19 protein-coding genes are annotated in these 22,178 nt (G+C 46.6%); 7 read left to right on the plus strand and 12 right to left on the minus strand.

Features of this window, described 5'->3' with window-relative positions:
- Positions 1-147: 147 nt before the first annotated feature.
- The 4 genes from cysQ to R7E51_RS13660 all read right to left on the minus strand — a co-directional run bounded on the left by cysQ (position 148) and on the right by R7E51_RS13660 (position 3,173).
- Positions 148-975 (minus strand): 3'(2'),5'-bisphosphate nucleotidase CysQ, encoded by an 828-nt coding sequence (cysQ, locus tag R7E51_RS13645; RefSeq protein WP_005379308.1) that lies wholly within the window; start codon positions 973-975, stop codon positions 148-150.
- Positions 976-1,019: 44 nt separating this feature from the next.
- Complete coding sequence (gene nudE / locus R7E51_RS13650; protein ID WP_005379309.1) at positions 1,020-1,589, minus strand: ADP compounds hydrolase NudE; 570 nt, start codon at positions 1,587-1,589, stop codon at positions 1,020-1,022.
- 176 nt (positions 1,590-1,765) lie between these two features.
- The gene (gene nfuA / locus R7E51_RS13655) at positions 1,766-2,350 is read right to left on the minus strand and encodes a Fe-S biogenesis protein NfuA (protein ID WP_005379313.1); all 585 of its coding nucleotides are present in this window, start codon (positions 2,348-2,350) and stop codon (positions 1,766-1,768) included.
- Between the two features lie 97 nt (positions 2,351-2,447).
- The gene (locus R7E51_RS13660; RefSeq protein ID WP_033905914.1) at positions 2,448-3,173 is read right to left on the minus strand and encodes an amidophosphoribosyltransferase; all 726 of its coding nucleotides are present in this window, start codon (positions 3,171-3,173) and stop codon (positions 2,448-2,450) included.
- Positions 3,174-3,257: 84 nt separating this feature from the next.
- Here R7E51_RS13660 and bioH point away from each other — a divergent pair, with 84 nt between their 5' ends.
- Both bioH and R7E51_RS13670 read left to right on the plus strand, forming a co-directional pair.
- Positions 3,258-4,025, plus strand: a complete 768-nt coding sequence (gene bioH, locus R7E51_RS13665; protein ID WP_005384724.1) for a pimeloyl-ACP methyl ester esterase BioH — start codon at positions 3,258-3,260, stop codon at positions 4,023-4,025.
- 124 nt (positions 4,026-4,149) lie between these two features.
- Positions 4,150-4,614, plus strand: coding sequence for a hypothetical protein (locus R7E51_RS13670; RefSeq protein ID WP_005379316.1), 465 nt, complete (start codon positions 4,150-4,152; stop codon positions 4,612-4,614).
- Positions 4,615-4,718: 104 nt separating this feature from the next.
- On the opposite strand, the gene R7E51_RS13675 is transcribed toward R7E51_RS13670, so the two are convergent.
- On the minus strand, positions 4,719-7,040 hold the full coding sequence (locus tag R7E51_RS13675) for a Tex family protein (RefSeq protein WP_206957958.1): 2,322 nt from the start codon (positions 7,038-7,040) through the stop codon (positions 4,719-4,721).
- A gap of 229 nt (positions 7,041-7,269) precedes the next feature.
- Here R7E51_RS13675 and R7E51_RS13680 point away from each other — a divergent pair, with 229 nt between their 5' ends.
- The 5 genes from R7E51_RS13680 to envZ all read left to right on the plus strand — a co-directional run bounded on the left by R7E51_RS13680 (position 7,270) and on the right by envZ (position 12,504).
- Positions 7,270-9,150, plus strand: coding sequence for an ATP-dependent zinc protease family protein (locus R7E51_RS13680; RefSeq protein WP_086013892.1), 1,881 nt, complete (start codon positions 7,270-7,272; stop codon positions 9,148-9,150).
- Positions 9,151-9,267: 117 nt separating this feature from the next.
- Positions 9,268-9,759, plus strand: coding sequence for a transcription elongation factor GreB (gene greB, locus R7E51_RS13685; protein WP_053307281.1), 492 nt, complete (start codon positions 9,268-9,270; stop codon positions 9,757-9,759).
- 105 nt (positions 9,760-9,864) lie between these two features.
- Entirely contained in the window at positions 9,865-10,260 is a 396-nt protein-coding gene (locus tag R7E51_RS13690) for a DUF1090 domain-containing protein (protein ID WP_005379332.1), read from the plus strand.
- 129 nt (positions 10,261-10,389) lie between these two features.
- Positions 10,390-11,109 (plus strand): osmolarity response regulator transcription factor OmpR, encoded by a 720-nt coding sequence (gene ompR, locus R7E51_RS13695; RefSeq protein ID WP_005379333.1) that lies wholly within the window; start codon positions 10,390-10,392, stop codon positions 11,107-11,109.
- A 102-nt stretch (positions 11,110-11,211) separates the two neighbouring features.
- Entirely contained in the window at positions 11,212-12,504 is a 1,293-nt protein-coding gene (envZ, locus tag R7E51_RS13700; RefSeq protein WP_017820700.1) for a two-component system sensor histidine kinase EnvZ, read from the plus strand.
- A 72-nt stretch (positions 12,505-12,576) separates the two neighbouring features.
- Here the strand turns inward: envZ and R7E51_RS13705 are convergent, their stop codons facing one another.
- The 7 genes from R7E51_RS13705 to R7E51_RS13735 all read right to left on the minus strand — a co-directional run bounded on the left by R7E51_RS13705 (position 12,577) and on the right by R7E51_RS13735 (position 22,178).
- A complete protein-coding gene (locus R7E51_RS13705) occupies positions 12,577-13,965 on the minus strand; it encodes a uracil-xanthine permease family protein (protein WP_165401604.1) in 1,389 nt (462 codons plus the stop codon).
- A 232-nt stretch (positions 13,966-14,197) separates the two neighbouring features.
- Positions 14,198-16,279 (minus strand): ATP-dependent DNA helicase RecG, encoded by a 2,082-nt coding sequence (gene recG / locus R7E51_RS13710; protein ID WP_206957957.1) that lies wholly within the window; start codon positions 16,277-16,279, stop codon positions 14,198-14,200.
- Between the two features lie 253 nt (positions 16,280-16,532).
- Positions 16,533-17,216 carry a tRNA (guanosine(18)-2'-O)-methyltransferase TrmH gene (gene trmH, locus R7E51_RS13715; RefSeq protein ID WP_017820702.1) on the minus strand — a complete coding sequence of 228 codons (684 nt, stop codon included), beginning with the start codon at positions 17,214-17,216 and terminating at the stop codon, positions 16,533-16,535.
- A gap of 52 nt (positions 17,217-17,268) precedes the next feature.
- Complete coding sequence (spoT, locus tag R7E51_RS13720; RefSeq protein ID WP_005379340.1) at positions 17,269-19,389, minus strand: bifunctional GTP diphosphokinase/guanosine-3',5'-bis pyrophosphate 3'-pyrophosphohydrolase; 2,121 nt, start codon at positions 19,387-19,389, stop codon at positions 17,269-17,271.
- Positions 19,390-19,428: 39 nt separating this feature from the next.
- Positions 19,429-19,701, minus strand: coding sequence for a DNA-directed RNA polymerase subunit omega (gene rpoZ, locus R7E51_RS13725; RefSeq protein WP_005379346.1), 273 nt, complete (start codon positions 19,699-19,701; stop codon positions 19,429-19,431).
- Positions 19,702-19,882: 181 nt separating this feature from the next.
- Positions 19,883-20,506 carry a guanylate kinase gene (gene gmk, locus R7E51_RS13730; protein WP_005379347.1) on the minus strand — a complete coding sequence of 208 codons (624 nt, stop codon included), beginning with the start codon at positions 20,504-20,506 and terminating at the stop codon, positions 19,883-19,885.
- A gap of 448 nt (positions 20,507-20,954) precedes the next feature.
- The gene (locus R7E51_RS13735) at positions 20,955-22,178 is read right to left on the minus strand and encodes a tetratricopeptide repeat protein (RefSeq protein ID WP_206957956.1); all 1,224 of its coding nucleotides are present in this window, start codon (positions 22,176-22,178) and stop codon (positions 20,955-20,957) included.

Genomic DNA, 22,178 nt, shown 5'->3' on the forward strand with positions numbered 1-22,178 from the left:
TCTTTCGTTCAGCTTTACAGGCAATTGGAACATAGTAGGCCAAATACTCCAAGTGCTGTACAGAAGGTCAAAAAGAAAAGGCCACGAAGATATTCGTGGCCTTTCTATTGCTAGAATTTTGTGCTCTAAATTTTACCGATAGGGCGCTTAATCTTTGCGTTGTAAAATCTCATTCCAAGGTAAATCCGCATCACCAAGAACAATAAAATTCGGGTTTTCTAGTGTTTCCCGCTCGTTATATGACAGCGGTTCTAATTGCGTGCTGAGAATACGTCCGCCAGCTTCTTCAACAATGCATTGTGTCGCAGCGGTGTCCCACTCACCTGTTGGACCTAGGCGGAGATAGCAATCTACCGCCCCTTCCGCGACGAGGCATGCTTTCAATGCCGCAGAACCGAGCGGTATTAAGTCGTAATTCCAGGCGCTGCTCATACGGTTAGTAATACGATTGATGTCTTGGCGACGACTAATAGCAATTGCGATGCTTTGCTCTGGCTGTTCGTGTTTGTGTGTATGGATTTTGACGCTGTCCGACATGTCGGGAATTTTCCAGGCGCCTTTGCCATTATAAGCGTAGTAAGTCACGCCAGATACAGGACCGTAAACGACGCCCATGGTTGGTCGATTGTTGTCGACCAACGCGATAATAGTGGCAAAGTCACCACTGCGAGCGATGAATTCTTGAGTACCATCAAGAGGGTCGACTAACCAATAACGTTCCCACTGAGCGCGTTGCTCTAAGCTTATGTCTGCGTCTTCTTCTGACAACACGGGAATGTCAGGCGTCAGATCACTCAAGCGTTCAGTGATGAACTTGTGAGCTGCAATATCTGCACTTGTTACGGGAGTTTCGTCACTTTTGGTGTAGGCCTCGTATTGCTTCTTTTCATATATTTCGAGGATCATTTGCCCAGCACTGCGGGCAATCTCGATGACTTGAGGAAGTAGGTGAGATAGATCTTTTGTCATTGGCATAAGTGATAGTCCTTACTCACAGTGTTATTCGGTTCTAATGACCGTTATTGGTTATGCTTGTGAGTGGTGTTTGGTAAGTGTTTCAGTGCCAACATTAGCGCTGTGATGCTTCGTGCTTCACAGAAATCCATGTGAGTTAATAACTCTTCGGCTTGCGCAAGTGGCCAACGCACAATTTCCAGTGGTTCAGGCTCATCGCCTTCTTGCTTCTCTGGATAAAGCGCCTGTCCTAAAAATAGAGTCATTTTGCTCGAAAAGTAAGATGGCGCGAGGATAACTTGTTTCAACGGGGTTAACTGATTACAGCCAAAGCCGATTTCTTCTTTTAACTCACGATCCGCAGCTTGGTGTGGTGTTTCTCCTGGGTCAATCAGCCCTTTTGGGAAACCTAACTCGTAACGTTCAGTTCCAGCGGCGTATTCACGCACCAGTAATAAATCGCCTTGTTCTGTTACAGGAACCACCATTACAGCATCTCGTCCACTTGGCTTCATACGCTCATAAGTACGATGCTCACCATTGGAAAAACGAAGGTCGAGCGCTTCCACAGCAAACAGTTTGGATTTTGCAACCGTCTGGCATGAGAGTATCTCTGGTGGGGTTCGTTTCGGCATGACGCTGGCTCCTTGGTGTCGTTGGCGTTTACGAGATGCGTAAGATTCTTAATATATGAGAACTCCGCCTGAGTTTCTAGCGGATTTTACGAGTCGAGCTAAGCATCTCAGCATCACCTCAGTATCGATACAAAAATGGGAGACCGAAGCCTCCCATTTTCTGACAGTGTTTACTCTTAGTAGTAAGAGTGATCACCACGGTCATGTTCTGTAGCATCACGAACTGCGGTTAGTTCACCAATGAACTGGTTTAGCAGCTCTTTCTCGATGCCTTCTTTTAGTGTTACGTCAACCATAGAACAGCCATTACAACCGCCACCAAATGCAACAATTGCAACACCGTCTTCAGTGATCTCAACCAAGTTTACGTGACCACCGTGGCCAGCAAGCTGTGGGTTGACTTGGGTTTGGATAACGTACTCAACGCGCTCAACCAGTGGTGCGTCGTCCGCAACTTTACGCATTTTAGCGTTAGGTGCTTTTAGCGTTAGCTGAGAGCCCATTTTATCGGTAACAAAATCGATTTCAGCGTCTTCAAGGAATGGCAGGCTCAGCTCATCCACGTAAGCTGAAAAACCGCTGTAAGAGAGTTCAGTGTCGGTCGATTCTACTGCTTCTGGTGGGCAGTAAGACACGCCACACTCAGCGTTTTGTGTACCTGGGTTCACAACGAAAATACGAATGTTAGTGCCTTCAGGTTGTTGACCTAAAAGGTTAGCGAAATGCGTTTGCGCAGTTTCTGTAATAGTAATATTTGACACGACGAATACCCGAGTAAATTTGTAGGTTACTGCTGCTATTCTACTCTTGTTGACGTATGGGTCTAGTCTTTTTGATGCTAAGGCATGGCGAAGCGATCTAGAGAGAACGAGGAGCAGGTGTTCTGCAGATGCAGTAAATATCGATGCTTTCTACGCCAACTTCAAGTAGTAAATGACATAATTGTCGGACGGTACTGCCTGTGGTGACTACATCATCGACGATGGCAACATGGGAAGAGTGAGGGCGCTTATTGAGAATAAACGCGCCTTTTAAGTTTTGTTCACGGCTTGTTTTGGTATTACCACGCTGTGATTGGGCGAGCCTTACTCGACGAAAGACCTTCGCATCAAAATTAGTCTGCAATTGCTTGGCGAGGTGTCGGGCTAAAACATCACTTTGATTAAAACCCCGGCGCAGGTAACGCTGCCAGTGCAATGGCACACTGGTAATGATTGGAGCTGGCGTGGTGATGCGCTGTGCCAGTTGCTCGGTTAATGCTTTTACATGCCAAGACTCTCCGTGATCTTTAAAGCGTTGTACTTCCCGTGAAAGGGGAAAGTCGTAATCGCCTAACGTGTATAGCCTTTGCCATGGCGGTGGCTTTGAAAGACATTCACCACAAATACTATCCGTACTCATTTCTTCTTTCTGTAATGATAAACCGCAGCGTTGACATCGTTTTACCGGAGTTAGGTATTTTAAACAGTGCTCGCACCAGCGCAGAGTATTTGTGTGGCTTGGTGTTTGAATAGGGAACCGACACAGGCCGCATTGACTGCTCAATACGCGATGCATGATGTTTTGCCAGTGATGAGATAACATAGCGTTTATTCATGGTGATATTTTACTCAGCCTAACGCTTGGCTGAAGCCGTAGGGAATAAAATAAGTGGGAGAGATTGAGAGCATGAGCACGAAATTACACTGGCAGTCATTTGGTCAGGGACCAGATTTGGTGTTACTGCATGGTTGGGGCATGAATGGTGCGGTATGGCAGCAGACAGTCGAGTCTCTTCAACCTTATTTCCGAGTTCATGTGGTTGACCTTCCGGGGTACGGACATAGCGCCGAATCTCATGCTGAAGATTTAGACCATATTGCTAACTTGGTGGTGCAAGGTGCGCCAGAGAAAGCGATTTGGCTTGGTTGGTCCCTCGGAGGTTTAGTGGCGACGCATGTGGCATTAAATATGCCCGAGCGCGTGGCTAAGTTGATTACGGTTGCCAGCTCACCTAAATTTGCCGCAGAAAAACCGTGGCGTGGCATTCAACCGAATGTACTGAGTGCGTTCACCTCTCAGTTGCTAGAAGATTTCTCACTGACCATTGAGCGCTTTATGGCGTTGCAAGCGATGGGCAGCCCATCAGCGCGTAAAGACGTTAAACAGCTCAAGCAAGCGGTACTATCGCGCCCTCAGCCAAACCCTGAATCGCTGTTGGTTGGGCTAAACATCCTTGCTGATGTGGATCTGCGCGATGCGTTGACGTCTCTTTCTGTTCCAATGTTGCGTCTTTATGGCCGTTTAGATGGGTTGGTGCCAATTAAAGTAGCTAACGATTTAAGTGAACAGTTGCCTCATACCCAGCAGTTTGTTTTTAATCAGTCCTCTCATGCGCCTTTTATCACCGAACATGACGAATTTTGTGTTCAAATCCGAGAGTTTGCTCACGATTGAGCAAGTACGAGCGGAAATACCTCAAGTTGTTTAAAAAGTGGTCGATATAAAGGCTGGTGAGGTTTTATTAGCCAATAAAGCTAAGCCATATTGACGAGTTGGGCGACTCTGAGGAGGGTTCGCAATGATTGTGTCACCGACCAACGTAAGTGTGCCACTGATCGCCCCATCCGTGAATGTGCAGACGGAACAAGCAGCTCGCGACAATAAAGTCCGAGAGCCTGTAACGCCAACGGTCGCATTGGCCAAAACCAATGCAGAGCGAAAAGTAAAAGGTGACGACAAGCGCCGACGTCAGTCTTCTTGGGATCCTTCAGAGCATCCTGATTATGATATGGAAACGGAAGTCGACACGCGTTATCAAGAAGAGCCGGAAGATACACTAGAACGGCTTTTTAGTTTGCTTGCGCTCAAATCGTATAGTGAAGACCAGGGGAAAGGCTACGCGATCCGCTTTCGCTTACCAAAGCGCATTTTGGATGCTGCGATCAATGAAGGATTAATGGAAAAGCGCAGGAAGGTGATCAAGTTTCATTATGGTCATGCAGTCGCTCCCCATACCCCGTCAGAAGTGATAGCAGTATTATGACGACTCAATATCCTACTCAAACAAAAACGCTCCAAGCAGGTTGACTGATTGGAGCGTTTTCTTTTTAGTTATGAAAGCTCGTTAGCGGTGAAGCCTAGGTAAGGTTACTTTTTCGCTTTAGCAAACGCTGCAGCAAACGCACCGCCCATCGCGCTGTTCGATGACGAAGCATCACGGCGAGGCTGACGACGCTGCGGTTGGTCATTACGACGTGGCGCTGCTGATGAGCGTTGGCTGCGGTTGTCTTGACCCGGTTCGTCGTTCATACGCATCGATAGACCAATGCGCTTACGCTGCACGTCCACTTCCATCACTTTCACTTTGACGATGTCGCCTGCTTTCACCACTTCACGTGGGTCAGACACATAACGATCTGTCAGTGCAGAAATATGCACAAGACCATCTTGGTGAACGCCGATATCAACGAAGGCACCGAAGTTGGCTACGTTAGACACCACGCCTTCTAGAATCATGCCCGGTTCCAAGTCAGATACCGAGTTTACACCTTCTGCAAAGGTCGCCGTTTTGAATTCTGGACGTGGGTCACGACCCGGCTTATCCAGCTCTTTGATGATGTCTGTAATGGTTGGAACGCCGAAGTTATCGTCGGTGTAATCGACCGCATGCAGACCTTTAAGGAAGCTTGAATCACCAATCAGTGCTTTGATATCTTTGTTGTTCTTCTCAGAAATCGCTTTGACCACTGGGTACGCTTCTGGGTGAACCGCAGACGCATCAAGTGGGTTCTTACCATCCATGATTCGTAGGAAGCCTGCACACTGCTCGAACGCCTTAGGACCTAAACGAGGTACTTTCTTCAAGGTTGTACGTGCTTCGAAGCGGCCGTTCTCATCGCGGAAGTCGACAATGTTCTGCGCGATGGTGCTTGATAAGCCTGCTACGCGCGTCAGTAGCGCCGCAGAAGCAGTGTTCACATCAACACCAACCGCGTTTACACAGTCTTCCACAATCGCATCTAGGCGTTTTGCCAACATAGATTGGCTTACATCGTGCTGGTATTGACCCACACCAATAGATTTAGGATCAATTTTCACGAGTTCAGCCAATGGATCTTGCAAACGACGTGCAATCGACACTGCACCACGCAGTGATACGTCCATATTCGGGAACTCTTTTGCTGCAAGCTCAGACGCTGAGTAAACCGATGCACCCGCTTCACTCACGATGATTTTCTGAACTTTCAGGTTGCCACGTTTGATGACGTCTGCGACAAAGCTGTCGGTTTCACGTGAAGCCGTGCCGTTACCAATCGCAATCAAATCCACGTTGTACTTACGCACCAACTGATCAACGATTTGTGCTGACTTGTCGTATTGTTTTTGTGGTGGGTGAGGGTAGATGGTTTCGGTGGCAAGCACTTTACCTGTTGAGTCGACAACCGCGATTTTTGAACCTGTACGCAGACCCGGATCTAGACCAAGTGTTGCACGAGGGCCAGCCGGTGCTGCCATCAACAAGTCTTTTAGGTTAGTGGCGAATACTTCAATCGCTTCGATTTCAGCGCGCTCTTTCATTGCGCCCATTAGCTCGGTTTCCATGTGCATCGATACTTTGATGCGCCATGCCCAGCTGATCACTAGCTTACGCCAGGTATCCGCCGGTGCGCTGCTTAGCGTTACGCCATAATGGTCGGCGATAATCGTTTCGCAGTAAGACTGACGAGCGCCTTCTTCCTGTTCTGGATCAGCGTTCATCGCCAATGTCAGGAAGCCTTCGTTACGGCCACGCAACATCGCCAGTGCTCGGTGCGATGGCACTTTGCTTAGGGGCTCGTTGTGGTTGAAGTAATCTTTAAACTTCTCGCCTTCTTGCTCTTTACCTTCAACAACTCGTGAGACCAGTTCCGCATTGCGATTTAAGTGGTTGCGAATTTTTTCCAGTAAGTTTGCGTCTTCTGCGATGCGCTCCATGATGATCGCGCGAGCGCCATCCAATGCAGCTTTGGTGTCTGCGATGCCTTTGTCTGCATCAAGGTATTTGCTTGCTTCGCTTTCTGGCTTGGTTTGTGGATGATTCCAAAGCTGATCTGCGAGTGGTTCAAGACCAGCTTCAATCGCGATCTGACCTTTCGTACGACGCTTGGGTTTGTAAGGTAGGTATAAGTCTTCAAGACGAGTTTTGCTGTCTGCCTGCGCGATCTCTTGTTCTAGCTCTGGCGTCAGTTTACCTTGCTCTTGGATTGATTTGAGGATGGTTTGACGGCGATCATCCATTTCACGAAGGTAAGACAGACGGCTGTCCAAAGTACGAAGCTGGGTATCATCAAGGCCCCCCGTCACCTCTTTGCGGTAACGTGCAATAAAAGGGACAGTGTTGCCATCATCAATTAGGGTGACAGCGGCGTTGACTTGCTCTGGGCGAACATTCAGTTCTTGAGCAATCATGCGACAGATAGCTTGGCTCATCCGTGTTTTCTCTTTTAATTCAGTTTTGGTTGTATAGAACATTGGGGTCGTTCGAAGAATTTGCAATGTTTTAAATTAACGAGGCAAAAATTTACCGGGCGCTGGTGGACATCAGTCAGATTTATGTCAAAACTGTAATTAAATTGAGAACTTATATCCGCAGTTATCGACTAACCTAATTCCACGGTTGTTGATATCACTAAATGTACCTCGGCTTATACGGATAATCATGATGAAAAAAATGTCTTTGGCGTTAGCGCTTACGAGTGCCTTACTTGTCGCCCCGCTTAGTTGGGCGCAGTCTATCTCAGGAACCACACAAGCTCCCGTTTATCAGCTCGATAACAAATTGGTACTAGGGCGTGTGGAGAGCGTCTACTACAGTGACATTCCGGAACTAAAAGCGGTGCCATTTATTGGCAAGATTGATACTGGTGCAGATACGACATCGATGCATGCGGAGAATATCCATGTCAGTAGCTCACACCCAGATTACCAAGATTTGAAAGATAACGAGTTACTTTGGGCGATTGTCGATGACTTAGGTGGTACGAAGGCAAAGTGGGACGCCGACAGCTTTAAGCCATATCAAGTAAAGGTTAGCTTTACGGTTCCTCACCCTTATACAGGGAAGGAAATACAGATTACCGATGATCTGGAAAGAGTGAGCGCGATTCGCAGTCGAACAAGCAAAAAGCCCATCCTACGCCCGACAATAAAAATGCCGATGACAATCGCTGGTCACACCGTTGATACGGAAGTGAACCTGACCAAGCGTACGCAATTCTCTTCTCCTATCTTGATTGGTAAAACCTATCTCGATGATAACGCATGGGTCTTCGCTGGTTACGATTACCTTCAAGAACAGCCACGCGCAAAAATGATTGGCAAAAAAGAGACGGTTGAAGTCGAAGGTGTGCCATATAAGATCAGCATCTCAACTTCTAGCCGTTATACCAACGTCCATGCACTGGACATCAAGGTAGACAAAAAGCATAACGAAGTCTCTTTTATGTTAGAGGGCGAGAATGGCAAGCGTCATCCAATGACATTACCCTTGGTACGAATGCTGAAAACGACCAAAAGCGAGCGCCCTTTAGTCTATTTACCCGTCAAAGTCGGCGAAAATGAAACTCAACGTTGGTTGGTGTATCTGCGTGATCGCAGTAAGTTCAGTTCGCAAATTCGCTTAGGTCGGGACGTCGCGAGTCAGCACTTTGTTATTGATACGGACAGAGAAAATCTACTGGGTGGCGTAGAAAAAACGTTCAAAAGCGCACTCAAATCAAAACCTCTTGTCGTTTCACCAGAAGAACAGGTCACCATTGATGGTTATACCGTCCCTGCTTACCCCACTTTTACTGTGAAAACGCCATTACTGCGTGTAAATGGGTTTGAAGTAACAGAAAAAGGTAAGGATGAATCCGTCACGTTTTATTTAATGAACGATGAGGGGAAAGAAGAAAAAATCACCAAACCAGTGTTGAAAAAGCTCAAGGTTGGCAGCGCGGTTCGCCCTGTTGTCGAAGGAGACTTTCTTCTCGGTAGAAAAGACACATCAATGAAGTTTGCGCTCGATGTGCTTGATGAGGGTGACACTCAACCCTTTTTCGTCTTTGGTCATGACATAGCCAAGGGTGGTGTGTTGCTGAACACTCGCGCAGACCATCTACTAGATGCAAGGCCACTTTTCAAAGCTGGCCATATCGAAGTGGCTGAAGTTGAGGGGATGTCTTTCCCTGTGAAGTTAGACACGGGTGCAGATGTAAGCTCAATCAATGCTAAGAACATCAAGCAGTTTAAGAAAGACGGCAAAGACATGGTGAGCTTTACCTATGAGAACGATCTTGGCATGAAACAGGCGTTTACCAAGCCTGTTGTTGATGTCATGCGTATTAAAGCGAAGAAAGGCGAGAAAGCGAACGTACGCCCTGTGGTTGAAATGCATGTTAAGCTTGGCGAATTAGAGAAGAAGATCCGAGTCAACTTACAGGACCGAGGTCGCTTCCATTACAGCATGATTTTAGGTAAAAACTTCCTAAAACATGGCGCGGTTGTTTCGAGTGATACGAATTACATCGTGACGCAAAAACCGGATTACGAAAAGTAACACTCTGGCCGCCTTATCACCTTGATACCCAAAGCCTGAACAACATTGGATCTTTGGGTATATCATCTCCTTAATGCTGCCAAAGAGCAGCATTTTTTAGTTGAGATAGGAGTTAATTTGAAAACTAAGCTGATTACACGAGAAGGTTACAACAAACTCAAACAAGAGCATGATTACCTTTGGAATGAAAAGCGCCCGGAAATCACCAAGATCGTCACTTGGGCGGCGAGCCTGGGCGATCGCTCAGAAAATGCGGATTACACCTTCAATAAACGTTTACTCCGTCAGATCGACCGTCGTGTCCGCTTCCTTCGTAAATTCCTGCCAGAAGTCACGATCGTTGACTATTCTCCGCAACAAGAAGGCAAAGTCTTTTTTGGTGCATGGGTGGAAATAGAAAATGAGGCAGGAGAAGTGAAAAAGTTTCGTATTGTCGGGCCTGAAGAGATTTATGGCGATGCGAAAGACTACATCTCTATCGATTCACCTATGGCGCGAGCGATGTTGAAAAAACAAGTGGATGAAGAGTTCACGGTACGCACCCCAGAAGGTGAAAAAGAGTGGTTCATCAACTCAATTGAATATATTCAACCGGCCTCGGAAGACTGAGGCTTTATCACCGATTCAAGTCTCATGAAGTTCACTAGGAGTGACTTGGGTCTCAACGTCAGAATATTTGGTATAAAGGCATGGTGCCTTTCTCGGAGAAGTAAAATGAACAAAGCAGTCATGTGTAGTGCTGCACTAACAATAGGTTTCTCACTTTCAGTTTTTGCTCAAGATGAAGTGAAAGGCTGTGACGCTAAAGAGTTAGCGGTAGAGCAGCAGCTCGAGTATGCAAAAGCGCAAGGTAATGAACATCGAATTAAAGGCTTGGAGCAAGCACTTTCCGCTATCCAGAATGAATGCTCGGAAGGTGAGCTGCGCCAAGAGCTGCAAACAGAAGTGGAAGAAAAGACTAAAGAAGTTGAGGAGCGAGAGGAAGAATTAGTCGAAGCTCAGCATTCAGGGAAAGCAGACAAAATTGAGAAAAAACGTCACAAGCTGGCTGAGGCACAGCAAGAGCTGCTTGAGGCCAAACGTGAACTGGAATGGAATTATGGTCAATAGTAGGTGCTGAAAATACCTGCTAGAGAGAGAATAAAGCGCTTAAGATAAAAAGAGTAACAATTTGCTTGAGCACGTTAGGAAAAACAGTGATACATTTTCGACAATAGACGCTTCTGAAAGGATGTTTCAATGCAAGAAAATCATAAAATTTTAGTGGTTGATGACGATGCTCGTTTACGTGCTCTATTGGAGCGTTACCTTTCTGAGCAAGGTTTTCAGGTACGAAGTGTCGCCAATGGCGAACAGATGGATCGCCTACTAACGCGCGAAAACTTTCACTTAATGGTGCTGGACCTAATGTTGCCAGGTGAAGACGGTTTGTCAATTTGTCGTCGTCTACGCCACGCGAACAATATGTTGCCAATCTTAATGCTCACCGCGAAAGGTGATGAAGTGGACCGCATCGTAGGTCTTGAGGTAGGGGCGGATGATTATTTGCCAAAACCGTTTAACCCACGCGAATTATTGGCTCGCATCAAGGCCGTATTACGCCGCCAAACTGTAGAGTTGCCGGGTGCACCAAGCACGGAAGAAAAAGTGGTGGAGTTCGGGGAGTTCCGACTCAATCTAGGCACTCGCGAGATGTTCCGCGGTGACGAGGCAATGCCACTCACCTCTGGAGAGTTTGCTGTTCTAAAGGCGCTCGTGATGAATGCACGTGAGCCAATGTCACGAGACAAATTGATGAACATGGCGCGTGGCCGTGAATATTCTGCAATGGAACGTTCTATTGACGTACAAATCTCACGTTTACGTCGCATGTTAGAAGACGATCCGAGCAAGCCGCGCTACATTCAAACCGTATGGGGCCTAGGTTATGTTTTCGTCCCAGACGGCAAAGAGGTGTAACCTCTTCACTCCATAGCCAGCACTTGGCTATAGCAACTTCAGCCTTCATTACCTTCCCTTTGAAGGCTGAAATTTCGCGATTAGGACCACTAGGAACGTTCCATGCGCATCCGAAGTTCACTGACACAATCTATTCTGCTGTTCATCTCTTTGCTTCTCGCGAGCCAAGTTTTCTCTTACTACGCCGTTTTTAACTACGCGTTGATGCCGAGTTTGCAGCAGTTCAATAAAATTCTCGCCCATGAGCTCAATTTGGTGCTTGATGATGAAGGACCTTTAAAGTCTGATGCACCGTTAAGGCGTCAATTATTAGAAAGATTAGGGGTGACGGTTCACAGCCTTGACAGCGATAAGGCGATTGAATTTCATCACGCAATGTCGATTGATTTGATGTCTGAAGAAATGAGCCAAGAGCTAGGTTCGCCCACCGAAGTACGCTTATTGCTTGGCGATGAAAGTTACATTTTGTGGATGCACATCGAAAAGTTGCCGAACTCCATCATTCGTATTCCGTTATCTGAGCTGCAAGAAGAAGATTTTGCACCGCTGTTTCGTAACAGTTTGATTATGGCGCTGCTGATCATTGCTGGTGGTTGGTTGTTTATTCGTTTGCAAAACCGTCCACTTTTGGCTTTAGAGAGAGCCGCGAAAGACGTCGGTCGAGGCGAAATCCCGCCCCCCTTAGCAGAGAAAGGCGCATCGGAGATTCGCTCTGTAACTCGAGCCTTTAATCAAATGTCGAAAGGTATTCAAGAGCTAGAAGAAGACCGAGCCTTATTAATGGCGGGGATTAGCCATGACTTACGAACGCCTCTGACGCGTATTCGCCTAGCGACAGAAATGATGTCTCCTGAGGACAGCTATCTTGCGGAGGGGATCATTAGCGATACGGAAGAATGCAATGAGATCATCAGTCAGTTTATGGATTATCTCAAACCGGTGAACCAAGAATCGTTTGAAGCGGTTGATATCAGTACGATTGCCAGTGACGTCGCCAGTTCTGAAGGTGGTTATGAGGTTGAAATTGAAACAGATCTTAATCTTAACTTGCCGCCAGCCAAAGGAAGCGCGATTGCGATTAAGAGGGCGATCAGTAACTTAGTTGTGAATGCGCTACGTTATGGTAATGGCTGGGTCAAAATCAGCACTGGTGTGACAGCAGATAAGCAGCTAGTGTGGATTTCAGTAGAGGACAACGGACCGGGTATCGAGCATTCTCAAATCGCGAGGTTATTTGAACCCTTTACGCGTGGTGACACCGCTCGCGGTAGTGAAGGCACTGGGCTAGGGTTGGCGATTGTGAAGCGCATAATCAGCCAGCATTCAGGCTCTGTAGTGATGCGTAATCGCAGTGAAGGCGGTTTAATCGCTCAAATCAGCTTTCCTACCAAGTAAGTCGATGGCCCGCACCCTTTCAAACAAAAAGCCCAACCTAAATAGGTTGGGCTTTTCTTATTCTCAATAATCTTAAGACTCTTTCACTTCCTGAGGAAGTTCATCTTCGTCTTCCAGTTTCTCTGGCAGAAGTAGATTTAAAATGATCGCTGTGATGCCACCTGCTGCAACACCAGTTGAGAAAATACTCTTAATAAATTCTGGCATAAATTGCAGGATCTCTGGTTTTTGTGCGATACCAAGTCCCATTGAGAAGGATAAGGCCATGATCAGAATTGCGCGGCGATCGAGCTCAACACGAGAGATAATACGCACACCAGCGGCAGCAATCGTACCAAACATGACAATCGTTGCGCCGCCAAGTACTGGCTCAGGAATCAACTGAACAAAGCTAGCGACGCCAGGAAACAAGCCAAGAATCACTAACATGCCTGAAATAAAGTAACCCACGTAGCGGCTCGCGACTCCTGTTAGCATGATGATGCCGTTATTCTGGCTAAACGTTGAGTTCGGGAAGCTGTTGAAAACGGCTGCGATTGCAGAGTTTAAGCCGTCTGCTAACACACCGCCCTTAATGCGTTTCATGTACACTGGGCCTTTTACTGGCTCACCAGACACTTCAGATGTTGCGGTAATATCACCGATGGCCTCTAGTGCGGTAATAAAGAAAATCAGTACCAGCGGAATGAACAGAGACCAGTCAAACGATAAGCCATATTGCATTGGTACGGGCAGTGCTACGATCTCAGTTGCGCCTAGCTGAGAAGTATCTACCATCCCCATAAAATACGCCATGATGTAACCCACTAGCATCGCAATCACGATTGAAGCCACACGGATGTATGGGTTTTTCGAGCGGTTTAAAATCACAATTAATCCAAGTACCGTCCCAGCCAGAGCAAGTTTGTCTAAGCTGCCGAAGGTTCCTTCATTTAATGCTGCGTAGCCACCGCCCATTGATACTAAGCCGACTTGAATCAGTGTGAGACCGATAAGAGTGACGACGATGCCTGAAACGAGCGGAGTGATGATTCGGCGGGCATGATCCAATACGCGAGATAGGAAAATTTCTGCAAATGATGCGACTAAAATCGTACCAAAAATGGCAGCCATCATGGTGCTGATGTCTGCTCCACCGGCTTTCAGCGATAGGCCTGCTCCAATAATAGGACCTAAAAAGTTAAAGCTGGTGCCTTGAACAGAGAGCAAACCAGAGCCAATTGGGCCAACGGTGCGAATTTGAATAAACGAAGACACGCCTGACGCAAACAAAGACATGCTGATGATGGTATTCGTTTGGTCTGCTGGTACACCCAAAGACTGACAGATGATCAGTGAGGGAGTGATAACCGCGACGAACATCGCCAATAAGTGCTGAAGTGCGGCAAAAATGGTTTGAGGCAAAGGTGGTCGATCGTTGAGTTGATAGACCAGTTCCGAAGATCGGTTTGAAGTTGTCATTGTTTGTCTCGCTAGTCGCAATATTTCCCTAGTTCTCGCTGAATGGGAGAGCAGGGTGGAGTTGACGTCGTTACCTGTGATTGCTGTTAATCAGAGTCAACTCAGGTTGGTGGAGTGTGATCTAACACACTTAAAAATTTGTGCGCGATTATAGAGAGATTTACTCAAAAAGCAAACGTTTGCTTTGTTTTTGGCGCATTAAAAAACGAGCCATTTGGCTCGCTTTCAATCATTACGCTTTGGAGTAAATATCCCGCTCACCCAACCAGCGATCGATAATCGCTGTTGCGTTAGTCGGGTAATTGTCATGAATATGACGCGCAATACGCTGAACTTCGGGAATCAGGCGTTGATCTCGAACTAAGTCTGCGATTTTGAAATCAGCAAGACCTGTCTGCTTTGTACCCAATAGTTCTCCAGGGCCACGAATTTCTAGGTCTTTCTGCGCAATGACGAAGCCATCGTTACTTTCACGTAGTACTCCGAGACGTTTTTGCGCGGTTTTTGACAGCGGAGAGTGGTACAGCAGCACACAATGGCTAGCAACGGAACCTCGGCCCACGCGACCTCTTAACTGGTGTAATTGTGCCAAACCAAGACGTTCAGGGTTTTCTATGATCATCAAGCTAGAGTTTGGTACATCCACACCAACTTCAATCACTGTCGTTGCGACCAGCAAATGCAGTTTATTGTCTTTGAAATCTTGCATCACCGCTTGTTTCTCTGCCGGCTTCATTCGTCCGTGTACTAGACCAATTTTTACGTCCGGCAGTTTACGTTGAAGCTCTTCTGCGGTATCTGCCGCGGCTTGCGCTTCTAGTACTTTCGATTCATCAATCAGGGTACACACCCAATATGCCTGCTTGCCTTCGTTTAAGCAGGCATTTCGGACACGCTCGACGATGTCGTCACGTTTTGTATCAGGAATGGCAACGGTTTGAATCGGCGTTCGACCCGGTGGTAGCTCGTCAATCACGGAAGTTTCCAGATCGGCGTAAGCGGTCATCGCTAAGGTTCGAGGAATAGGCGTCGCCGTCATGATCAACTGATGAGGATAAGCGCCTTGTTTTGCGCCTTTTTCACGCAATTCTAATCGCTGATGGACACCGAAGCGGTGTTGTTCATCAATGATGACCAAAGCAAGGTGATGAAATTCAACGTGCTCTTGGAATAGCGCGTGAGTACCCACTACCATTTGCTCTTCACCACTGGCAATACGAGCCAGCTCGGCTTCCTTTGCCTTACCTTTGAGTTTGCCCGCTAACCAACCGACTTGAATGCCCATTCTCTCAAACCAGTTTGCGAAGTTGATAGCGTGTTGCTCGGCCAATAGTTCGGTTGGCGCCATGAGTGCCACCTGATGGCCATGCTCAATGGCTCTGACTGCGGCCAAAGCGGCAACCAACGTTTTCCCTGAACCAACATCGCCTTGCACTAATCGCATCATTGGGTGCGGTTTTTCTAGATCGGCTTCAATCTCTTGTACGACTCGGGTTTGAGCGTTTGTAGGAGAGAAAGGCAGTTGGGCTAAAAGCTGCGTTTTTAGTTTATTACAAGGACCGAGAGGTAGCGCTGAATCCTTCTGACCTTTGCTACGCACCGCCAGCATCGATAAGTTTTGTGCGAGCAATTCTTCCATGATCAAGCGGATTTGGGCAGGATGTTTGCCTTCGTCAAACTCATCTAAATTAATGGTTGGTGGTGGGCGATGAATGGTGTGCAGCGCTTGCGACATCGTGATTTGATGGTCATACAACCCCGCTGGAAGTAATTCCTGCACTGCGGTTTTATCAAGCAGGGCTAAAGCTTGTTCGGTAAGGTTGCGTAATGTGATTTGACGCAATCCATCGGTGGTGGGATAAACAGGGGTTAAGCTCTGTTCTACATCGGGCTTTTGCTCGCTGACGTAAAACTTGTAGTCAGGATGAACAATTTCCAAACCCATGCCACCGCGCTTAATTTCACCGTAAGCATGCACTAACTTACCTTGCGTGAAATTGTTCTTCATGGCTGCGGTAAAGTTGAAAAAGCGCAGCGTGATAGTGCCATTACCGTCGCTGATTTTTACCGTTAGCATTTTGCGCTTACCGAAGATGGTGTCGACTGCCATGACCTTACCTTGCACGGCCGCCCAAAGGCCAGCATGCAGTTTGGCAATAGGGTAAATACGAGTACGATCTTCGTAGCGTAACGGAAGGTGAAACAGCAAATCTTGAACGCTATGTAAGCCAACTTTGGCGAGTTTTTCTGCGACTTTCGCGCCAACTCCAGAAAGGGAGGTTAATGGGACGGCAGATAACATTTGGGCGGACATAGAGGGCTCAAGAAAATGGTTAACATAGCAGTATGTTAACCATGGAGCTGTGTTTTTGTACAGGAAAAAATAGTCATGCTTTAGTTAGTGTCATGATTTGACTGATAACCTATCATTCCGGGGAGCTTTAGTGACATCAGGATTCTATTTCCAACAAGTATGTCGCTGAAGTTAACACTATTAGCATCTGTATATTTGAGAATTAGATCCTGAACCACGCTCCTTCGCCGCTGTTTAGAATGACGAAAGTCTTTTACTTGCTTTGCATCTCTTGCCACCACGCGTCATCGGCGATGATTTGACCTTCTTCATCGAGTGGTGGGTAAACAAGCCCTTTTCGTTTCGCGACTTTTGCCAGAACAGGGTGACCGCGTTCAAAGAGAATACGGTTGATTGTCTCTTTAGGCAGAGCGCTTTCTTCTCGGTCGTACATACCTGCGGCTTCACGTTGACGTTGCGCTTCATACAAAATTACGGCACTGGCAACCGATACGTTTAGTGACTGCACCATACCCACCATCGGGATAATAATGTCTTGATCGGCAAGCTGTTTGGCTTGCTCCGAAGCGCCAACCTTTTCGCTGCCTAAAATGATTGCCGTTGGTTTGGTGTAGTCGATTTCGCGAAAATCGACGGCGGTGTCCGAAAGATTGGTCACCAAAACCTGCATACCTTGCGCTTTGAGTTCGGTAATCGCAGTTTCAATCGAATCGTGAGTATCCACTTCAACCCAGTTACGCGCGCCTGCTGAGGTATGGCTCAGCGTACGCATTTTGTCTGGCCAAATTGCGTGAACTTTGTGTAAGCCTGTCGCGTCAGCGGTGCGGATCACAGCAGAGACGTTGTTTGGCTTATGTACTTCTTCGAGACAAAGTGTCAGATCAGTTTGGCGAGTTTTTAGGACTTGGTGAATACGGTTGTAACGTTCTAGGTTCATATTTATTGAGGTATAAAAAATCGCCACCTAACAGAGTAGGTGGCGATAGAGGTTAGTTCTTTCTGCGTCTGACTCGGGTTGCTTGAGGCATTGCCTTAATCTTACGCATGATACCAGCAAGGTGGACACGATCTTTCGTCGTCAACAGCACAGTCACAGTGTACAAACGACCATCACGTTCTTCCGTTGAAAGGCCATGAATGTTTGATCCTGTTTTCGAGATCACGTTGGTCAGTTCTGCAAGAGCACCTTGGTTGTTAAGCATGTCGACTTTAAGTTCAGCAATGAACTCTTTATCGTAGTCTTCAGACCAAGCGACAGCCATATAACGGTCTGGCTCTTTCTGATAACCACGAACGTTCGGACATGTTTCTCGGTGAACAACCAAACCACGACCAGGCGATACGTGAGCAATAATGTGATCATCTGGGATAGGATGACAACAATTTGCAAACGTCAGCAATAAGCCTTCTGCGCCACGAATCGGAAGCTTCTTCTTCGAGTCCGTTGGGATTGAACTTGTTGTCGTGAGCTCTTCGGTGTCACCAAGGAGACGACGTGCGATCACAATGCTCATCAACTCACCCAATCCAATAGCAGCCAATAAATCATCGATGCTTTCTAGGCGAAGATCATTCAAGACTTCTTGGATATTTTCTGGATAAATTGAATCAATCGAGTGACGGCCAAGTGCGTGATTAAGTAGGCGACGACCTAAAGTAATCGACTCTTCACGACGCATCGTTTTCAGTACTTGTCGAATCTTAGTGCGGGCACGAGAAGTCACGACATAGTTTAGCCATGCCGCATTCGGACGCGCACCAGGGGCACTGATAATTTCCACCGTCTGACCGTTTTTCAATGCCTTACTCAATGGGTAAGGGTTACGGTCAACACGAGCACCAACACAAGAGTTGCCTACATCGGTATGTACGGCATAGGCAAAGTCGACAGCCGTTGCGCCTAAAGGCAATTCAACGATACGACCTTTTGGTGTGAAGACGTAAATCTCATCTGGGAAAAGATCGGATTTTACGTTTTCAATGAATTCGAATGAGTTACCCGCGCTTTGTTGTAGCTCTAACAGGCTTTGCATCCAACGCTGAGCTTTCACTTGCGCAGTGGTGCCAGACTTGTCGCCTTTGTCTTTGTAAGACCAGTGTGCCGCGACACCTTTGTCCGCCATTTGATCCATATCTTCAGTACGGATCTGAACTTCAACAGGTACGCCGTGTGGGCCAACCATGGAAGTGTGTAGCGATTGATAGCCGTTCGCCTTTGGTACCGCGATGTAATCTTTCATGCGACCAGGACGTGGCTTATACAAGCTGTGTACTTGGCCTAAAACGCGATAACAAGTATCAGCGGTATCAACAACGACTCGGAACGCATAGATATCCATGATGGTGTGAAAGCGCTGTTCTTTGGTTTTCATCTTGTTGTAGATAGAGAACAGGTTTTTCTCACGACCAACGACGCGAGCATTCAAGCCAAAATCTTGCAGACGGCCTTCTATTTCGCTGTGAATGCGTTGGATCATCTCTTTACGATTACCACGTGCGGCTTTAACCACTTCTTTCAGTACGCGGTAGCGGTTGGGATATAGCGCCTCAAAGCCCAACTCTTCGAGTTCGGTTTTGATATTGTGAATACCAAGACGATGAGCGAGGGGCGCGTAAATTTCTAACGTTTCACGAGCAATACGACGCTTTTTATCTGGTCGAAGCGCGCCAAGCGTGCGCATGTTATGCGTGCGGTCAGCCAGTTTGATCAGAATGACGCGGATATCTTGCACCATGGCCAGAACCATCTTACGAAAGTTCTCAGCCTGAGCCTCTTTCCTATCGCGGAATTTGAGTTTGTCCAGTTTAGATACACCATCAACCAATTCTGCGACAGTGTTGCCGAATTTCTCTTCGAGATCTTCTTTAGTTACATCACAGTCTTCAATGACGTCATGCAGCAAAGCAGCTTGGAGGGTTTCGATATCAAGGCGCATTTCGGCCAAGATACGAGCCACAGCGACAGGGTGGATGATGTATGGTTCACCGCTAGAGCGGGTTTGCCCTTCATGGGCATCTCTCGCTACCACATAAGATTGACGCAGAGCCTCAATCTGAGGCTCTGTTAGGTATTCTTGGGCAACGTCTTTGAGGCTATCGAATAGATACAAATTATAGGCCCGGGAGGTTGTTGAATTCTAAAGTCAGAATTAACGGTTGTGAGCGATGCTGCTTACTGCCGCTAGCTCTGCCGCTTCTTGCTCTTGCTGTTCTTGACGTTCACGAGCGTCTAGAACTTCTTTAGTAATTAAACCTTCTTCGATTTCGCGTAGAGCGATAACCGTTGGCTTATCGTTCTCTTCTGGCACTAGTGCATCTTTACCGCCAGTTTGCATTTGACGAGCGCGGCGAGCCGCAATCAGTACTAGGTCGAAACGGTTGCCAACTTTTTCAACAGCGTCTTGAACAGTTACGCGTGCCATGAGGACTCCAAATAGTTAACTAAAATTTTAGAATGACGAGAAAGTATACAACCTAACTACTTTATTTACTAGCAATTAGACAAGCCACCGTTTGTGGACTTTCTCAGGTAGTTTATTGTGTTTTTCGCACTGGGCAAAAAACGGGAAATTCTTTATGTTTTACAGCGTGACTTTTTTGAAGTTACTCTGCTAACAACGCGTCAAGCATACCTTTATATTTAGCAGCTTGCTTTTCTTCCTTCAATCTTTCAGCACGCAAGATAGCTTTAAAATCCATCAAAGCGGTATCAAAATCGTCGTTTACGATCACGTAGTCGTACTCGTTGTAATGAGAGATTTCCGACTTGGCTTCAGCCATACGCTTTGCGATCACTTCATCGCTATCTTGACCACGAGTGTTCAAGCGACGCTCTAACTCACCGTTTGATGGTGGCAGGATGAAGATGCTTTTGGCTTCTGGCATTTGTTCACGGATTTGGCGTGCGCCTTGCCAGTCGATATCTAGAAAAACGTCGATACCTTTATTTAGTGTTTCTTCAATCCATACACGAGATGTGCCGTAATAATTACCAAACACTTCTGCGTATTCTAGGAAGTCACCTTTAGCGATCAGGGCTTCAAACTCATCTTTCGCTACAAAATGGTAGTGGACACCATTTTCTTCACCAGGTCGCATGTTGCGCGTGGTGTGAGACACAGACACTTTCATTGCGTAGGTTGGGTTGCGTTCCAACATCGCTGAGATCAAGCTAGATTTACCTGCGCCGCTAGGTGCAGATACGATATAGAGAGTACCTTTGCCCATTGTACTGTTCCACTTTTGATTGGATTGATTGAGTGCCGAAGGAAAGTTCGACATTCTTATAACGATAGCACTGGCATTGAGAAATCAACCACCAAAGGGGTGGATATTGGTGATAATCCCGCCAGAAAAATGGAGGCGAAGAGTATCATGATCTCTATTTTGTTACCAGTTGATCTTTCTGTCTGTGATCGTCCCAGATGAAATAGTTACTTACGCCAGAGTGTTCCTAAACAGCGAAGAAGGAGCGTGGTACAGGACTTACCATCCGCGCACTCTGTTATTAAAACCATTTCTACAACCGTTTAGTGTGCTGATTTTAGGTTTAGAGTCCCGATTTGGCTTGCGTGAGTGACTCTGGTTAAAAATAGGGGTTAATAAAGATAAAACGGAAAAAAGGGGAAGCTTTCACTTCCCCAGGCGTGCGACTGACTCACACTTAATCTTCGAATTATCCTTGAGACTCTAGGAAATTTATCCAAGGGCTAACGGTTGACCTGAATTTTGGCGATTGAGCAGCGCCTTTCATCGCCTGCAAGGCCTTTTGTGGTTGCTTAAGCTCGAAATAGGCCATCCCGCGAATGTATTCAAGTTCTGCCTTTTGCTCTTTAGAGGCACTGGATGCCGCGCTTTCTACAAAACGAGTTGCTTCAGAATACTGCTTGTCTTGTATCATTAAGCGAGCAATCTGAATTTGCGTTTTAGCAGAAGGAGCGAGGTTATATGACTTTTTATAAGCGAGAATTGATTTATCTAGCTCTTTAGCTTGCTGCCAGAAACTGGCTAGGCGGTCATAGTTTTCCTTCGTCTTTTCAATGTTTCCAGCTGCCATTTCCTTTTCAAGAGTTTTGGCTGCTTTATATGGAATACCTTGATAAGCCAAGAAGTTTACAAAGCGTAAATATTCCTTCTCTCCTTCTAGTTTCCCCATTTTGTAAACCATTTCTAGGGTGGCTAGAGAGTTTCGCTCTTGACCTAGCTCCATGTAGACACCAGAAAGTTGCATCCAGTAACGCTTTTTCTGAGGGTACTTTGAAGTCAGAGTTTTGAGTACACTGGCAACGCTTTTCAGCTGGCCTAACTCGTAGTGAGATGCAACGAGAATTAAGTACCAAGACTCACTTGGGCTCTTGCTCATCGCGATGGCTTTTTTGGTTGGCGGGATTGCATTTCTGTAATCTTCCAACTGAACATAGGCGCTCGCTAACGTGATATAAGCATGAGCTTGAGGCTTCTCTTTGGTTGTTTCTGCAACCTTGAACCATTCCTTCATCGTTTTTACAGATAACGTATACTTTTCTTCAGCTAGGTAAAGCTGAGCCAAGCTGTAGCGAACTTGTTGAGCAACAGGAACGGGAAGTGCGTCGAGCTGTAATGCTTCGGCAAAGTATTTTGCTGCTTGCACATAATTGTCTTGTAGCGAATACAAAAAGCCAGTCTGCTGAAGTAAAACTGCTCGGTCGTATTTTTTCGAACTTGTGCTTTCTAAAGCGCTTGCTAGTTTTTCTTTCGCTGCTGAATATTTTTCAGTTGCGATCAACTCTTGCACTTTGTTAACGGTTCGAAATGTCCGATCTGATAACTGAGGAGCTTCTTTTGCCATCGTAGGAGCGGCCATTGCCGCTCCTACGAAGAGAATTAAAGAAGCCACTTTGCTTTTCCATAAACTTTTCAT

It is taken from the genome of Vibrio sp. Vb1166, assembly GCF_033338695.1.
Taxonomy (GTDB): Bacteria; Pseudomonadota; Gammaproteobacteria; order Enterobacterales; family Vibrionaceae; genus Vibrio; species Vibrio alginolyticus.

Excerpts from the sequence above, each read along its gene's own strand:
- R7E51_RS13690 (WP_005379332.1), top strand. The coding sequence starts at position 9,865 with ATGAACAAAGCAGTCATGTGTAGTGCTGCACTAACAATAGGTTTCTCA.
- R7E51_RS13670 (WP_005379316.1), top strand. The coding sequence starts at position 4,150 with ATGATTGTGTCACCGACCAACGTAAGTGTGCCACTGATCGCCCCATCC.
- ompR (WP_005379333.1), top strand. The coding sequence starts at position 10,390 with ATGCAAGAAAATCATAAAATTTTAGTGGTTGATGACGATGCTCGTTTA.
- R7E51_RS13680 (WP_086013892.1), top strand. The coding sequence starts at position 7,270 with ATGATGAAAAAAATGTCTTTGGCGTTAGCGCTTACGAGTGCCTTACTT.
- trmH (WP_017820702.1), bottom strand. The coding sequence starts at position 17,216 with ATGAACCTAGAACGTTACAACCGTATTCACCAAGTCCTAAAAACTCGC.
- bioH (WP_005384724.1), top strand. The coding sequence starts at position 3,258 with ATGAGCACGAAATTACACTGGCAGTCATTTGGTCAGGGACCAGATTTG.
- nudE (WP_005379309.1), bottom strand. The coding sequence starts at position 1,589 with ATGCCGAAACGAACCCCACCAGAGATACTCTCATGCCAGACGGTTGCA.
- R7E51_RS13705 (WP_165401604.1), bottom strand. The coding sequence starts at position 13,965 with ATGACAACTTCAAACCGATCTTCGGAACTGGTCTATCAACTCAACGAT.
- envZ (WP_017820700.1), top strand. The coding sequence starts at position 11,212 with ATGCGCATCCGAAGTTCACTGACACAATCTATTCTGCTGTTCATCTCT.
- gmk (WP_005379347.1), bottom strand. The coding sequence starts at position 20,506 with ATGGGCAAAGGTACTCTCTATATCGTATCTGCACCTAGCGGCGCAGGT.
- cysQ (WP_005379308.1), bottom strand. The coding sequence starts at position 975 with ATGCCAATGACAAAAGATCTATCTCACCTACTTCCTCAAGTCATCGAG.
- rpoZ (WP_005379346.1), bottom strand. The coding sequence starts at position 19,701 with ATGGCACGCGTAACTGTTCAAGACGCTGTTGAAAAAGTTGGCAACCGT.
- R7E51_RS13675 (WP_206957958.1), bottom strand. The coding sequence starts at position 7,040 with ATGAGCCAAGCTATCTGTCGCATGATTGCTCAAGAACTGAATGTTCGC.
- R7E51_RS13660 (WP_033905914.1), bottom strand. The coding sequence starts at position 3,173 with ATGTTATCTCATCACTGGCAAAACATCATGCATCGCGTATTGAGCAGT.
- R7E51_RS13735 (WP_206957956.1), bottom strand. The coding sequence starts at position 22,178 with ATGAAAAGTTTATGGAAAAGCAAAGTGGCTTCTTTAATTCTCTTCGTA.
- recG (WP_206957957.1), bottom strand. The coding sequence starts at position 16,279 with ATGTCCGCCCAAATGTTATCTGCCGTCCCATTAACCTCCCTTTCTGGA.